Below are 14,667 nucleotides of genomic sequence, written 5' to 3' on the forward strand. Positions count from 1 at the left end.
ACCGCCGGCCGATGCCACCTGGGGTGGCGGGGTAATATCAGGATTCATGTTTATCTCCGGCCCGAGGAGAACAACACAACAAGCTTACCAGATTAACCTGTCCCCCTCCCGCGAAGCCTTCCGCTCTGTCGGGTTAATCACGCTCCAGTTACGCCTGCTCGTGAAGGGCATAAGTGACGACCAACTGCCCTTTTTTTATTTTCATCCCCAGGATCTCCATCTCACCTATTTCCGCCAGCTGGCTAACATGCGTTCCGCCACAGGCATAAGCAGGAAGATCGCCAAAGCGAACCTGGCGTCTGCCCGCTTCCATTGCTGTATGACGGGGCAGATTGTCCGCTTTCCAGCCGTTAATAAGAACTGTCAGCGCGCTAGCATCAGGCATTGCGCTATTAAGGTCCCGGGCCGTAAAGGTAATCCGTCCTTCACCGGGCCAGTGGTGGGCTTTTACCGGTTCCCAACCACATCGCTCGCCGGCATAACCGATCAAATGGCCTGCGCTGTGCCAGCGGGAATGTCGCACCCGCGCACTTTTATCCACCTGAATGTCCACCTCACCAGGCATAAGCGGCCGGGCCAGAATGTGAATGACCTGCTCTCCACGCAGGTTCACGCTCTCCACCGCGATCCCAGCGATGAAGCCCCGATCTGCTGGTTGTCCGCCACCCTGCGGATGGAAAAGGGTTTGATCCAGCTCGACGGCGTAACGGCCATCCGCCTCTTCAGTGCAACGGATGACTTTCGCGCGGCCTTCCGTCGCTTCACTGATGTAATAAAGTCGTTCTGTCATGGTTGTTCTCCTCTGTACCCTGACAGTATATTCATCACTTAAGCATCGATAATCTGGCTTTCAAACAATGCACTCTTGCCTGGTATGCACAAATGAAACCTGCACTGCTTCCCGATCTCGCGACCTTCGTTACCATTGTCGAACATGGCAATTTTTCAACCGTAGCCCGTATTACGGGCGCGACCCCCTCAGCGATCAGCCGCTGTGTTTCACGCCTGGAGAAGGAGATGGGGTGTAAGTTACTGAACCGTACCACGCGCAAGCTGGCGCTTACCGAAACCGGAAAATCGGTCTATGAACATGCCCTGGATATGCTGGACGCGGCCCAACAGGCAATGGATTCCGGCAGTAGTCTGCAAACCATTGCGCAGGGAAAGCTCACGATAAGCGTACCGAAAGCCGTGGGACGGTTCGTGATCCATCCGCTGATGCCAGCATTCCTGGCGCGCTATCCGCAAATAGATGTCTGCCTGCGCCTGGAAGATCGCTACATGGATCTGATCGATGACGGTGTCGATCTGGCATTACGGATCACCGATACCCCTTCGCCAGGCCTGTACGGAAAACCGCTGATGCCGGTAACCCATATTATTTGCGCGACGCCAGAATACCTTCGTCGCGCAGGCACGCCTCAGCATCCGCACGACCTCCGGGGGCATAGCTGTATTTCGCTCGGTGAAACCCCGGCCGATTCACGCTGGAAATTTACCTCACAGGGAAAAACGGAGATGGTACAGACACACGGCCGCTACGCGGCTAACCACACGGGCGTGCGGCTGGATGCGGTCAAACACCATGTAGGTATCGGGAGTTTACCGCTGTTTACGGCGCGTGAGGCGCTTGAAAAAGGGGAAATTGTACAGGTTCTGCCGGAGTGGACGTTTATCAGCAGCTATTCGGGCGATTTATGGCTGCTCTGGACGCGTAACAAGCATATGCCAGCCAGAATGCGAGCCATGATCAACTATCTGAATGAAAAAATGCCAGTCACCTGATGACTGGCATTTTTAAACCTTATTCTACTTCGCGGGCGTCGATTCGCAGCTCTTTCGGGACTTCGAAGACGATGTTCTCTTCGCGCCCTTCCAGCGGAACGGCTTCACCCCCACCCAACTCCTGAAGGCGAGCAATCACATTCTGCACCAGAATATCCGGCGCGGAAGCCCCGGCGGTGACACCGACACAGGCCGCGTTTTTAACCCACGCTTCCTGGATGTCCGTCGCGTCGTCAATCAGGAACGCCGCCTTGCCCATTCGCTGCGCCAGTTCGGCCAGACGGTTGGAGTTAGAGGAGTTTTTCGAGCCGACCACCAGCACCACGTCCGCCTGTTCAGCCAGGGCACGCACCGCTTCCTGACGGTTAGTGGTTGCATAGCAGATATCATCTTTACGCGGCCCGACGATTTTCGGGAAGCGCTGGCGCAGGGCGTCAATCACATCCGACGTATCATCAACCGAAAGCGTGGTCTGCGTCATAAACGACAGACGGGCTTCGTTTTTCACGTTCAGCGTCAGGACATCTTCCGGGGACTCAACCAGATACATCCCCCCTTCCGGGTTGCTGTACTGGCCCATGGTTCCTTCGACTTCCGGATGACCGGCGTGGCCAATCAGGATCGACTCTTCACCACGACGGCTGGCGCGGGCCACTTCCATATGCACTTTCGTCACCAGCGGACAGGTAGCGTCGAATACGGTCAGATCGCGGCTTTTGGCTTCGTTACGCACGGCCTGGGAAACGCCATGCGCGGAGAAGATCAGAATAGCGCCGTCCGGCACTTCGCTGATTTGCTCGATAAAGATCGCCCCACGCTCGCGCAGACTGTCGACCACGTAGCGGTTGTGTACCACTTCATGGCGCACGTAAATCGGCGCGCCGTAGATCTCCAGCGCGTTTTCAACAATGCTGATAGCGCGGTCTACACCGGCGCAGAAGCCGCGCGGGTTAGCCAACAGGATCTGCATTTCAGGCCTCCAGTGCCGGATCGATTTCCAGCACTTCTACATCAAAATGAACGGTACGCCCGGCAAGCGGATGGTTGAAGTCAACGGTAATCGAGTCGCCGTTGATTTCACGGATCACACCTGGCATTTCGCTGCCATCCATAGCGGTAAAGAGCATAATCGCCCCGATCTCAGGCTCTCCTGCATCCATAAATTCACGACGCGAGAAGTACTGGATCAGGTCCGGGGACGGCACGCCAAACGCAGCATCCGGCTCCAGTGAAAAGCTTTTTTTATCCCCCTCTTTCAGCCCCAGCAGCTGTTGCTCAAGACCTTCAGACAGAGAGGTATCACCCAGACGGAACAGCGCCGGTTTGCCGTTATTGCGGGTGGACTCCGCCGTGGAGCCATCATCGAGTTTCAGCGTGAAATGAACCAGCATCGCGCTGTTGGACTGTACGGATTTAGACATGCAGAGTGCTCACTCATTTTGCCCGGTGGCGCTGCGCTTACCGGGCCTACTCATTGTAGGCCGGTGCAAGCGCAGCGCCGCCCGGCGGGTTTGTTACGCCTGCTCTTTCGCTGCGGGCTTCGGCAAGAAGCCTTCCAGCACAATCAGCGCCGCACCGATACAAATCGCCGTATCGGCCAGATTGAAGGTGGCGAAGTGCCAGTTGCCGACGTAGAAGTCGATCATGTCGACCACAAAGCCGTGCCACAGACGGTCGAACAGGTTACCCAGCGCGCCGCCAATGATCAGCGCGTAGGCGATGTTGTTCAGCTGTTGCGTGGCTTTCGAACGGTACATCAGCACGGCCAGTACCACGCAGATACCGAGGGCGATACCGGCAAAGAACCAGCGCTGCCAGCCGCCGCTGTCCGCAAGGAAGCTAAACGCTGCGCCATAGTTACGCGCATAGTGCAGATTAAGCGACGGGAACAGCGGAACCGTATCCCCCAGAGCAAAGTTCTGGAGGATCAGGTACTTGCTGCCCAAATCAATAATCAGCACGACCACCACCAGCCACAGCCAGCGCAGCCCTGTTGAAGAGAATGATTTACTCATCAGGCAAACTTACGTTTTTCGCCATCACCGGCGACGTTGTTGACACAGCGTCCGCAGATCTCTGCGTGTTCCGCCACCTGACCGACATCGGTCGTGTAGTGCCAGCAGCGCGGGCACTTCTCGCCGTCGGCTTTTGCCAGCGCCACTTTCAGCCCTTTGAGCAGTTCGCTCTGCTGGGCATCAGCGCTCGCATCGGCATAATCCGCAACTTTTGCACCGGAGGTCAACAGGACAAATCGTAATTCATCACCCAGCGCAGTCAGCTTCGCCGCCAGCTCTGGTTCAGCGAACAGGGTTACTGCCGCTTCCAGAGAGCCGCCCACTTTCTTGTCGGTACGCGCCTGCTCGATGACTTTGTTCACTTCGCCGCGCACTTTCAGCAGCTCGTCCCAGAAGGCATCGTTCATGGCTTCGGTTTCGCCCAGACCAAACAGACCTTCATACCACTCGCCGGTGAAGACATACTTCTCACGGTCGCCTGGCAGGTAGCCCCAGATCTCATCTGCGGTGAAGGACATGATCGGCGCCATCCAGCGCACCAGCGCTTCCGCGATGTGGTACAGCGCAGTCTGGCAGCTACGACGCGCCACGCTGTCCGCTTTGGCGGTGTACTGACGGTCTTTGATGATGTCGAGATAGAACGAGCCCATCTCGATGGAGCAGAAGCGCATCAGGCGCTGCACTACTTCGTGGAAGTCGTAGGAGTCGTACGCCTTGACGATATCTTCCTGCGCCGCCTGGGCACAGCCTACCGCCCAGCGATCCAGCACCACCATCTCTTCCGGTTTCACCATATCTTTTGCCGGATCGAAACCATTCAGGTTCGCCAGCAGGAAACGCGCGGTGTTACGGATACGACGATAGCTGTCGGCAGCACGCTTCAGGATCTCGTCAGAAACCGCCATTTCGCCGGTGTAGTCGGTAGATGCCACCCAGAGACGCAGAATATCCGCGCCCAGCTTGTTCATCACGTCCTGCGGAGAAACGGTGTTACCGATAGATTTAGACATCTTGCGGCCCTGGCCATCGACGGTGAAACCGTGGGTCAGTACCTGACGGTAAGGCGCTTTGCCCTTCATGGCGGTGGAGATCATCAGGGATGACATGAACCAGCCGCGGTGTTGGTCAGAACCTTCCAGATACATGTCGGCAGCGTGACCGGCAAACTCAGGACGCACGTCAACCACGGAGGCGTGGGTAGATCCGGAGTCGAACCAGACGTCCAGCGTATCCGGCACCTTCTCGTAGCTATCCGCATCTGCGCCCAGGATGTCGCGGGAATCGAGATCGCACCACGCCTGAATGCCGTCCACTTCAACGCGCTTAGCCACTTCTTCCATCAGCTCCAGCGTGCGCGGGTGCAGCTCCTGCGTCTCTTTATGCACGAACAGAGACATCGGTACGCCCCAGGTACGCTGACGGGAGATACACCAGTCAGGACGGTTCGCCACCATGGACTCGATACGCGCCTGGCCCCAGTCCGGGATCCACTGCACGCCTTTGATCTCTTTCAATGACTGCGCGCGCAGCCCTTTCTGATCCATGCTCACAAACCACTGCGGGGTCGCACGGAAGATGATCGGCGTTTTGTGACGCCAGCAGCATGGATAGCTGTGCTGCATTTTTTCAACGTGCAGCAGCGAGCCGTTGTCGCGCAGCATGTTGACGATGATATCGTTGGCTTTAAAGACGTTAACACCGTCCAGCGTCGGGTATGTGCCAGGCAGGTACGCGCCATCCGGGCCAACCGGGTTAGCGATTTCCAGACCGTACTGCAGGCTGATGTTGTAGTCGTCCGGGCCGTGGCCACCGGCGGTATGTACCGCACCGGTACCCGCTTCCAGGGTAACGTGCTCGCCCAGGATCGCCGGAACATCGAAATCGAGGAACGGATGCTTAAAGCGCATCAGCTCCAGCTCAGCGCCCTTCACGGTGCCGAGTACCTTATAGTCGGTGATATTCGCGCGCTTCAGCACGCTCTCAACCAGATCTTTCGCCAGAATCAGCGCGCGGCCTTCAACCTGTACCAGCGCATATTCGAACTCCGCAGAGAGGGAGATCGCGCGGTTGGCAGGTAGGGTCCACGGCGTGGTGGTCCAGATGACCAGCGAGATTGGGCCGTTGACGCCCGGCAGACCAAATTTGCCCTGCAGCGCATCCTGATCGACGCCTTCAAAGGCTACGTCGATGGACGGAGAGGTTTTGTCGTAATACTCAACCTCTGCCTCTGCCAGCGCAGAGCGGCAGTCCACACACCAGTGCACCGGCTTAGCACCTTTATGCAGGTGGCCGTTGCCGATGATTTTACCCAGCGCACGGATGATGTTGGCTTCGGTTTTGAAGTCCATGGTCAGGTACGGATGCGACCAGTCGCCCAGTACGCCCAGACGGATAAAGTCTTTACGCTGACCATCCACCTGCGTGGCGGCATATTCGCGGCATTTAGCACGGAATTCAGCAGCGGTGAACTTCTCGCCCGGCTTGCCAAACTCCTGCTCCACTTTCAGCTCGATCGGCAGACCGTGGCAGTCCCAGCCTGGAACGTAAGGCGAGTCATAGCCCATTAAGCCTTTAGACTTAACGATAATGTCTTTCAGAATCTTGTTTACAGAGTGACCAATATGAATGCTGCCATTCGCATAGGGAGGGCCATCATGCAGAATGAAAGTTTTTTTACCTTTTTTGGCTGCACGGATGATGCCGTACAGGTCATCATCGGTCCAACGCGCCAGCATTCCCGGTTCGCGCTTGGCGAGATCGCCGCGCATCGGGAACCCTGTTTCCGGCAAATTCAGGGTTGATTTATAGTCACTCATCAGATTCTCGGTTCCGTATTTATATCTCAGGCATTAAGCCGGGTTCGATAGCCCAAATATTTCGCGGGCTGTTAATTCATCTCTCGCGATTTGCGCTTTCAGCTCATCAAGCGAGGCGAATCGCTGCTCATTGCGTATTTTTTTACGCAGGATTACATCTATATGGCGACCGTAGAGGTCCATTACAACGTCCAGCAAATGCACTTCGAGCTGCTGGCGCACGCCAGCAACTGTCGGACGGGTACCAATATTGGCAACACCCGGTAAAGGCTTATCACCCAGCCCCGTCACTTCTACCGCATAAACCCCTTTAACCGGGGAAACCTGACGGCGCAGCGGTACATTCGCCGTAGGGAAACCAATGGTGCGACCCAGTTCATCGCCGTGCACGACGCGTCCGGAAATGGAGAACGGGCGTCCGAGCAGTTTTGCGGCGGTATCCAGATCGTCATCGGCTAGAGCCTGGCGAACCGCCGTGCTGCTGATGCGCACGCCGCCTTCGCAAAAGGTCTGGGTGCTGGTGACGTCAAAGCCATACTCCAGACCAGCCTTCTGTAATAGCAAGAAATCCCCCTGACGACCAGCGCCAAAGCGGAAATCATCACCCACCGCCAAAAACTGTACCCCGAGGCGATCGACCAGCAGGTCGCCAACAAAATTTTGTGCCGTCAGGGCGGCAAAGCGTCGGTCGAACCGGACGCACAGGACATAGTCCACGCCACACTGCGCCAGATAGCGTAATTTTTCACGCAGACGGGTCAGTCGCGCAGGCGCCTTTTCGCTGGCGAAGAGCTCCAGCGGCTGCGGTTCAAAAATCATTACGACGACCGGCAGACCCCGTGCCCGTCCCTCTTCACGCAATCCCTGCAACAGCACCTGATGCCCACGATGCACGCCGTCGAAATTACCAATAGTCAGCACACACCCGTGCGGGGCCTGACTGAGATTATGTATGCCGCGTATCAGCTTCATGACTGGCTCAAAACAGTGAAAATCGCCAGAGTATACCTTGTACAGCGGTTAAGGTTAACCGGCGATTGTTGCCGCAAAACAGAAAGCTGTAATGATTTCATCATGCTGACCTTTCAGAGCGAAAAAAACTGTCGGCAGATAACGTTTTTTGTGCCGAAAAGCTGTATTCAGACACGACAAGCTGGTAGAATCCTGCGCCATCACTACGTAACGTAGCGTCGCCACATTAACGGCGCTTATTTGCACAAATCCATTGACAAAAGAAGGTATAGAGGGCATATTCCTCGGCCTTTGAATTGTCCACATAGATCATATTTGGGAGTTGGACCTTGGCTAATATCAAATCAGCTAAGAAACGTGCTATCCAGTCTGAAAAGGCTCGTAAGCACAATGCAAGCCGTCGCTCTATGATGCGTACTTTCATCAAGAAAGTATACGCAGCTATCGAAGCTGGCGACAAAGCTGCTGCGCAGAACGCATTTAACGAAATGCAACCAATCGTGGATCGTCAGGCTGCTAAAGGTCTGATCCACAAAAACAAAGCAGCGCGTCATAAGGCTAACCTGACCGCGCAGATCAACAAACTGGCTTAATCGCTATTTGTTGTTGCTTGTTTTAAAAGAACCCGCTTAATGCGGGTTTTTTTATGCCTTCAGAGTACCGGTGGCGTAAACAGCGCAGCGTAATCCTGATTACAGATACGCTGCACCGCCGGATGCTGGATCATCCTTTCGGCAAAAATGGCGTGATACTCTTCCATCACGTTGTCCACCCGGCCTATCTCGGTAATCTTCTCATCCGCATAGAGATCCTGCGCATAGAGCGTCGGGGCGACAAAAATGGCGTTATGCGCTTCCCCGAACGCTTTCATCAATGCGGCATCGTCAAACTCACCCAGAATTTCAACGTTCAGCCCCTGGGAGTTAAACCAGTTCAGCAGCTTGCGTCCCAGCATCGAACGACGCCCGGGAACCAGTAAACGGCGCTCTTCCAGACAGGCGGGGAACGGTTTTTCTGGCGGCGGATTGCTGCACCAGAAGCTGACGCCGCATTCGCCAATCTTCACCGAAAAAAGGCCTTCCTGCTGCGTGGAGTCGATGGGGCAGTCAGAGATAATCATATCCAGCTTATGCTGGCTCAGCTGCTCCAGCAGCATCTCGTGCGTCGATTCAAAACAGCGCAGGTGGATCTGCTCATCCTTCACGACTGCCGCATCCAGCACCCCGCTGACCAGCCGCTTTGACAGCGCATCTGCAATGCCCACATCAAAAAGCAGGTTCGACTCCTTACGGTAATTCACAATATCGAGCATCTCCTGGCTCAGGGTGAACATTTTGTCGGCGTAGCGAAACACCAGTTCACCCAGTTCGCTTGGCTCAATACCGCGCCCCTTACGCTTGAAGAGCTTGCCCTGCAGGCGCTCCTCCAGCGCTTTTATCTGCCCGGTAATCGTCTGCGGCGTCAGGTAGAGCGCCTCTGCAGCGCCGACAACCGACCCCTCTTTGTAGACATGCCAGAAGTAGTAAAGATGGTTGTAGTTAAGATGAGACATATGATCCTCGCTCCCTGATTGTGTTAACGGGAGGGCTGCCTGTCCCTCCCGGAGTCCCGTTACGCCGGATGCGCCTGCGAGGGCAATTTCGTCTTCAGCAACATATAACCTACAAACGCAGCCAACAGCGATCCGGTTAAGATAGCCAGCTTAGCCCAGATGATAAGCTCAGGGGCATTCGCGCCAAACGCCAGTGTTGAGATAAAGATCGACATAGTAAAGCCGATCCCGCACAGCACGCCGACGGCCATGATCTGCCGGCAGGTGGTTCCGTGCGGCAGGGTGGCAAGCTTCAGTTTCAGCGCCATCCAGCAGAAGAGGCCAATCCCCAGCGGCTTACCGATAAACAGCCCGGCGATGATCCCCAGCGGCAGCATCGACATCAATCCATCCAGCGTGACGCCCTCAAGGGAAACACCCGCGTTTGCGAAGGCGAAGAGCGGCAGGATCATAAAGGCGACCCACGGATGCAGCACGTGCTCGAGCTGCTTCGCCGGCGATTCACCCTCTTGCGCCTTCAGCGGCACGAAGAAACCGATAATCACGCCGGCCAGAGTGGCATGCACGCCCGATTTCAGTACAGCCGTCCACAGCACCATACCCACCAGGAGATAGATACCAATACGACGGACATTGCAGATATTGAGCAGCGCCAGTACCGCGATGGCCGCCGCCGCAACCGCCAGCGACAGCACCGACAGCTCGCTGGTATAGAACAGGGCAATAATGACGATTGCGCCCAGGTCATCGATGATCGCCAGGGCCATCAGGAAGATTTTTAACTCCATCGGCACGCGATTACCTAACAGCGCGAGAACGCCCAACGCAAAGGCTATGTCCGTTGCTGCCGGGATCGCCCAGCCATCCCGGGCAATGGGATCCTGATAGTTAAAAGCCAGAAAGATGAGGGCCGGAACCACCATCCCGCCGATGGCGGCAATCACCGGAAACGCCGCGCGCTGACGGCTTGCCAGGGAGCCCTGGACCAGCTCACGCTTGACCTCCAGCCCCACCAGCAGGAAAAAGACCGCCATCAGTGCATCGTTGATCCACAGCAGCATGTTCTTGTTGATTTCCAGCACGCCGACACGTAACTCAACGGGTGTTTCCAGAAAAGCGTGATACAGGCCGCGGGTTGGGCCCAGGTTTGCCAGCAGCATAGCGATGGCTGCAGCCAGCATGAGTATGATGCCTCCAGAGGCCTCATTGCGGAAAAAACGATTCAAAAGTTTCACTATTACTCTCTCTTTTTACGACAATCCTTCGTTAAAACCATCATACGCACGGATATTCATCGGCAAAAGCAGGTTAATGTTAACTATAGACTCAGTTTTTTCGATCTGATTACTTCAGGGATAAAAAAGCCCGGAATCGCTTCCGGGCTTCGGGGACAACGTTAGCTCAGCATTAGCGAGTCAAATCGTCAAAGAATTTTTTCACGCCATCAAAGAAGCTTTTGGAGCGCGGGCTGTTGTTTTCACCTGTTGGGCCACCAAAGCTATCCTGCAATTCTCTCAGCAGTTGCTTCTGTTTTTCGTTCAGGCCAACCGGGGTTTCTACCACCACGCGGCAAAGCAGGTCGCCCTGCGCGCCGCCACGGACGGATTTCACCCCTTTGCCGCGCATACGGAACAGCTTGCCGGTCTGGGTTTCGCTAGGCACTTTCAGGTTTACACGACCGTCCAGCGTTGGCACTTCAATCTCACCGCCCATCGCCGCCATCGCAAAGTTGATCGGCACTTCGCAGTACAGGTTGTTACCTTCACGTTCAAAAATCGCGTGCTGCTTCACCTGTACCTGAACGTACAGATCGCCTGCCGGTGCGCCATGCTCGCCTGCTTCGCCTTCGCCAGAGAGACGAATACGATCGCCGGTATCCACGCCCGCCGGGATTTTAACGGAGAGGGTTTTGGTCTTCTCGACGCGACCGTGACCGTGACATTTGTTGCAGGGATCCTTGATCAGCGTACCGCGACCCTGACAGTGCGGACAGCTCTGCTGCACCGCGAAGAAGCCCTGACGCATCTGCACCTGACCGGAGCCATGACAGGTTGGACAGGTCTGCGGCTTGGTGCCCACCTTCGCCCCGCTGCCGTGGCAAACGTCACACTCTTCCAGCGTCGGGATGCGGATCTCTTTCGTCACGCCACGGACCGCCTCTTCCAGCGTCAGCTCCATGTTGTAACGCAGGTCTGCGCCACGGGCTGCACGCTGGCGACCGCGGCCGCCGCCGAAGATATCGCCGAACACGTCACCAAAGATATCGCTGAAATCTGCGCCGCCGCCGCCAAATCCGCCGCCGCCCATACCGCCCTGTTCAAACGCGGCATGACCGTACTGATCGTAAGCCGCACGTTTCTGCGCATCGGTCAGGACTTCGTAGGCTTCTTTGATCTCTTTAAATTTGGCTTCGGCCTCTTTGTCACCCTGGTTGCGGTCCGGGTGATATTTCATGGCCAGGCGCTTGTACGCCTTTTTGATTTCACGCTCTTCCGCTGTTTTGGAAACGCCTAAAATCTCGTAATAGTCTTGCTTTGCCATCTTGTTTTATCTGCCCCTAACATGCGTGCACGGGCGGAGAGGAAACCTCTTCGCCCGTGCCAGTGTATTACCCGTTCAAAGGGCGATTATTTTTTGTCTTTCACTTCTTCAAACTCTGCGTCGACAACATCGTCATCTTTCGCGTTGTTCGCAGAAGCGTCAGCGCCTGCGCCAGCCTGCTGCTGTGCGTGCTGCTGCTGTGCGATCTCCATCAGCTTCTCGGAAACCTGCGCCAGTGCCTGCATTTTCGCTTCGATATCGGCTTTGTCTTCACCTTTCAGGGAAGTTTCCAGCGCGCTCAGTGCAGACTCGATAGCCGTTTTGTCGTCAGCAGGCAGTTTATCGCCCGCTTCTTCAACCTGCTTACGGGTGCTGTGCAGCAGATGGTCACCCTGGTTGCGGGTCTGAACCAGCTCTTCGAACTTACGGTCAGACTCGGCATTCGCTTCTGCTTCGCGAACCATTTTCTGGATCTCTTCTTCGTTCAGACCAGAAGAGGCCTTGATGGTGATCTTCTGCTCTTTACCGCTGTTTTTGTCCTTCGCGGAAACGTGCAGGATACCGTCAGCATCGATGTCGAAGGTGACTTCGATCTGAGGCATACCGCGCGGCGCCGGGCTGATACCGTCGAGGTTAAACTGGCCCAGATCTTTGTTATCTGCGGCACGTTTACGCTCACCCTGCAGCACATGGATGGTTACCGCAGACTGGTTGTCTTCAGCGGTAGAGAACACCTGGCTGTGCTTGGTCGGGATGGTGGTGTTTTTGGCGATCAGCGGAGTCATCACACCGCCCATGGTTTCGATACCCAGAGACAGCGGGGTAACGTCCAGCAGCAGTACGTCTTTAACATCACCGGTCAGTACGCCGCCCTGAACAGCAGCACCGATAGCAACGGCTTCGTCCGGGTTAACGTCTTTACGCGGCTCTTTACCAAAGAATTCAGCGACTTTCTTCTGAACCATTGGCATACGAGTCTGACCACCTACCAGGATAACGTCCTGGATTTCAGATACGGACAGGCCCGCATCCTGCAGCGCAACTTTCAGCGGCTCGATGGAACGGTTAACCAGGTCTTCTACCAGGCTTTCCAGTTTCGCGCGAGTCACTTTGATGTTCATGTGTTTTGGACCGGTGGCGTCTGCAGTGATGTACGGCAGGTTCACGTCGGTCTGCTGCGCAGAAGAGAGCTCGATTTTCGCTTTTTCTGCGGCTTCTTTCAGGCGCTGCATCGCCAGCGGATCGTTACGCAGGTCAATGCCCTGATCTTTCTTAAATTCGTCAACGAGGTAGTTGATCATACGGCTGTCGAAGTCTTCACCACCCAGGTGGGTATCACCGTTGGTTGCCAGTACTTCGAAGGTTTTTTCGCCGTCAACTTCGTCGATTTCGATAATAGAGATATCGAAAGTACCACCACCAAGGTCGTATACCGCGATGGTGCGGTTGCCAACTTCTTTATCCAGACCGTAAGCCAGTGCCGCTGCGGTTGGTTCGTTGATGATACGTTTGACTTCCAGGCCCGCGATACGGCCCGCGTCTTTGGTCGCCTGACGCTGTGCATCGTTGAAGTAGGCTGGTACGGTGATAACCGCTTCAGTTACCGGCTCACCCAGGTAATCTTCCGCCGTTTTCTTCATTTTTTTCAGCACTTCAGCAGAGATCTGCGGCGGTGCCATTTTCTGGCCTTTAACATCAATCCAGGCGTCGCCGTTTTCAGCGCCGATGATTTTGTAAGGCATGATGGCTTCATCACGCTGAACTTCTTCGTCCTGGAAGCGACGGCCAATCAGGCGCTTAATCGCAAACAGCGTGTTTTGCGGGTTTGTCACTGCCTGACGTTTAGCCGGCTGACCAACCAGAGTTTCACCATCCTGGGTATAGGCAATGATAGAAGGCGTGGTGCGATCGCCCTCGGCATTCTCCAGCACACGTGCAGTTGTGCCGTCCATAATCGCTACACAAGAGTTGGTAGTACCCAGGTCGATACCAATAATTTTACCCATCTAAACGTCTCCACTATAAATTCGGTCAACATGTGGTTGTGTACCTGTAATAAGGGCAAAAGGTGCTTTTTCAACTGCCCAGATTTGAATTTTTTCAGGTCCACACACTGCGGTTGACTACAAGATGGGGTCGCAACGGCATCCATCAAGGGGGACGGATAAAAAATTTTTTAATTTCACCCTGATTAGATCATAGACGGCATCGATGGCGCCCATTATGATGCCGCGCCCCGCCAGGGAGTATTGGCGTGGGAACCACTATTTCACCATATTAATGATGATTTTTTTGAGGACTTATGGGCAACACTAAGTTGGCTAATCCGGCTCCGCTGGGCCTGATGGGTTTTGGCATGACCACCATTCTGCTGAACCTGCATAATATCGGGATGTTCCCGATGGATGGCATTATCCTGGCGATGGGCATTTTTTATGGCGGTATCGCACAGATCTTCGCGGGCCTGCTGGAATATAAGAAAGGCAATACCTTCGGTTTAACCGCATTTACCTCTTACGGTTCATTCTGGCTGACCCTGGTCGCCATTCTGCTGATGCCGAAAATGGGCCTGACCGATGCGGCTAATACGCCGTTCCTGGGTGTCTATCTGGGCCTGTGGGGCGTCTTCACGCTGTTCATGTTCTTCGGCACGCTGGTGGGTAACCGCGCGCTGCAGTTCGTCTTCCTGAGCCTGACCGTGCTGTTCGCCCTGCTGGCAGTGGGTCACCTGGTGGATAACGGCGAAGCCATTATCCACGTGGCGGGCTGGGTTGGCCTGGTCTGCGGTGCCAGCGCCATCTACCTGGCAATGGGTGAAGTCCTGAACGAGCAGTTCGGTCGCACCGTTCTGCCGATTGGTGAAAAACACTGATCCCCTTCGTGCCCGCTCCGCGGGCACGACTCCCCTCTCCGGTTACACCTTCCCCTTCTAATCTGCTTGTTTTTTGCCCGCTTCAGAAACGATACGTAAACAGAACGGCAATAA

Annotated in this window: 13 protein-coding genes and 1 pseudogene; 3 read left to right on the forward strand and 11 right to left on the reverse strand. The window is 55.4% G+C overall.

Features of this window, described 5'->3' with window-relative positions:
• Positions 1-148: 148 nt before the first annotated feature.
• Positions 149-790 (reverse strand): alanyl-tRNA editing protein, encoded by a 642-nt coding sequence (locus B3X29_RS02520; RefSeq protein ID WP_159340001.1) that lies wholly within the window; start codon positions 788-790, stop codon positions 149-151.
• 92 nt (positions 791-882) lie between these two features.
• Between B3X29_RS02520 and B3X29_RS02525 the strand changes: the two genes are divergently transcribed.
• A complete protein-coding gene (locus B3X29_RS02525; protein WP_156653899.1) occupies positions 883-1,785 on the forward strand; it encodes a LysR family transcriptional regulator in 903 nt (300 codons plus the stop codon).
• 19 nt (positions 1,786-1,804) lie between these two features.
• Here the strand turns inward: B3X29_RS02525 and ispH are convergent, their stop codons facing one another.
• From ispH to B3X29_RS02555, 6 genes and pseudogenes are all read right to left on the reverse strand, one after another.
• The gene (ispH, locus tag B3X29_RS02530; protein WP_028015471.1) at positions 1,805-2,755 is read right to left on the reverse strand and encodes a 4-hydroxy-3-methylbut-2-enyl diphosphate reductase; all 951 of its coding nucleotides are present in this window, start codon (positions 2,753-2,755) and stop codon (positions 1,805-1,807) included.
• Between the two features lies 1 nt (position 2,756).
• Complete coding sequence (fkpB, locus tag B3X29_RS02535) at positions 2,757-3,206, reverse strand: FKBP-type peptidyl-prolyl cis-trans isomerase (protein WP_103178216.1); 450 nt, start codon at positions 3,204-3,206, stop codon at positions 2,757-2,759.
• Between the two features lie 93 nt (positions 3,207-3,299).
• The gene (gene lspA / locus B3X29_RS02540; protein ID WP_290503304.1) at positions 3,300-3,800 is read right to left on the reverse strand and encodes a signal peptidase II; all 501 of its coding nucleotides are present in this window, start codon (positions 3,798-3,800) and stop codon (positions 3,300-3,302) included.
• Positions 3,800-6,616 (reverse strand): isoleucine--tRNA ligase, encoded by a 2,817-nt coding sequence (gene ileS, locus B3X29_RS02545; RefSeq protein ID WP_290503305.1) that lies wholly within the window; start codon positions 6,614-6,616, stop codon positions 3,800-3,802. Before ileS ends, lspA begins: the two co-directional genes overlap by 1 nt.
• Positions 6,617-6,649: 33 nt before the next feature.
• Positions 6,650-7,588, reverse strand: a complete 939-nt coding sequence (gene ribF / locus B3X29_RS02550; RefSeq protein ID WP_103823205.1) for a bifunctional riboflavin kinase/FAD synthetase — start codon at positions 7,586-7,588, stop codon at positions 6,650-6,652.
• 7 nt (positions 7,589-7,595) lie between these two features.
• Positions 7,596-7,763, reverse strand: a pseudogene (locus tag B3X29_RS02555) (DUF2575 domain-containing protein).
• Between the two features lie 154 nt (positions 7,764-7,917).
• Here B3X29_RS02555 and rpsT point away from each other — a divergent pair.
• Positions 7,918-8,181 carry a 30S ribosomal protein S20 gene (gene rpsT / locus B3X29_RS02560; protein WP_008502037.1) on the forward strand — a complete coding sequence of 88 codons (264 nt, stop codon included), beginning with the start codon at positions 7,918-7,920 and terminating at the stop codon, positions 8,179-8,181.
• A 59-nt stretch (positions 8,182-8,240) separates the two neighbouring features.
• Here rpsT and nhaR read toward each other — a convergent pair whose 3' ends face one another.
• The 4 genes from nhaR to dnaK all read right to left on the reverse strand — a co-directional run bounded on the left by nhaR (position 8,241) and on the right by dnaK (position 13,687).
• On the reverse strand, positions 8,241-9,140 hold the full coding sequence (nhaR, locus tag B3X29_RS02565; RefSeq protein ID WP_103178211.1) for a transcriptional activator NhaR: 900 nt from the start codon (positions 9,138-9,140) through the stop codon (positions 8,241-8,243).
• Between the two features lie 59 nt (positions 9,141-9,199).
• On the reverse strand, positions 9,200-10,375 hold the full coding sequence (gene nhaA, locus B3X29_RS02570; RefSeq protein ID WP_159340004.1) for a Na+/H+ antiporter NhaA: 1,176 nt from the start codon (positions 10,373-10,375) through the stop codon (positions 9,200-9,202).
• A gap of 172 nt (positions 10,376-10,547) precedes the next feature.
• Entirely contained in the window at positions 10,548-11,681 is a 1,134-nt protein-coding gene (gene dnaJ / locus B3X29_RS02575) for a molecular chaperone DnaJ (protein ID WP_290503312.1), read from the reverse strand.
• A gap of 86 nt (positions 11,682-11,767) precedes the next feature.
• Complete coding sequence (gene dnaK / locus B3X29_RS02580; RefSeq protein WP_103178208.1) at positions 11,768-13,687, reverse strand: molecular chaperone DnaK; 1,920 nt, start codon at positions 13,685-13,687, stop codon at positions 11,768-11,770.
• A gap of 296 nt (positions 13,688-13,983) precedes the next feature.
• On the opposite strand from dnaK, the gene satP reads away from it, so the two are divergent.
• On the forward strand, positions 13,984-14,553 hold the full coding sequence (gene satP / locus B3X29_RS02585) for an acetate uptake transporter (RefSeq protein ID WP_103178207.1): 570 nt from the start codon (positions 13,984-13,986) through the stop codon (positions 14,551-14,553).
• The last annotated feature ends 114 nt before the right edge of the window (positions 14,554-14,667 follow it).

Source organism: Leclercia sp. UBA5076, assembly GCF_002416465.1.
In the GTDB taxonomy this organism is placed as follows: domain Bacteria; phylum Pseudomonadota; class Gammaproteobacteria; order Enterobacterales; family Enterobacteriaceae; genus Enterobacter.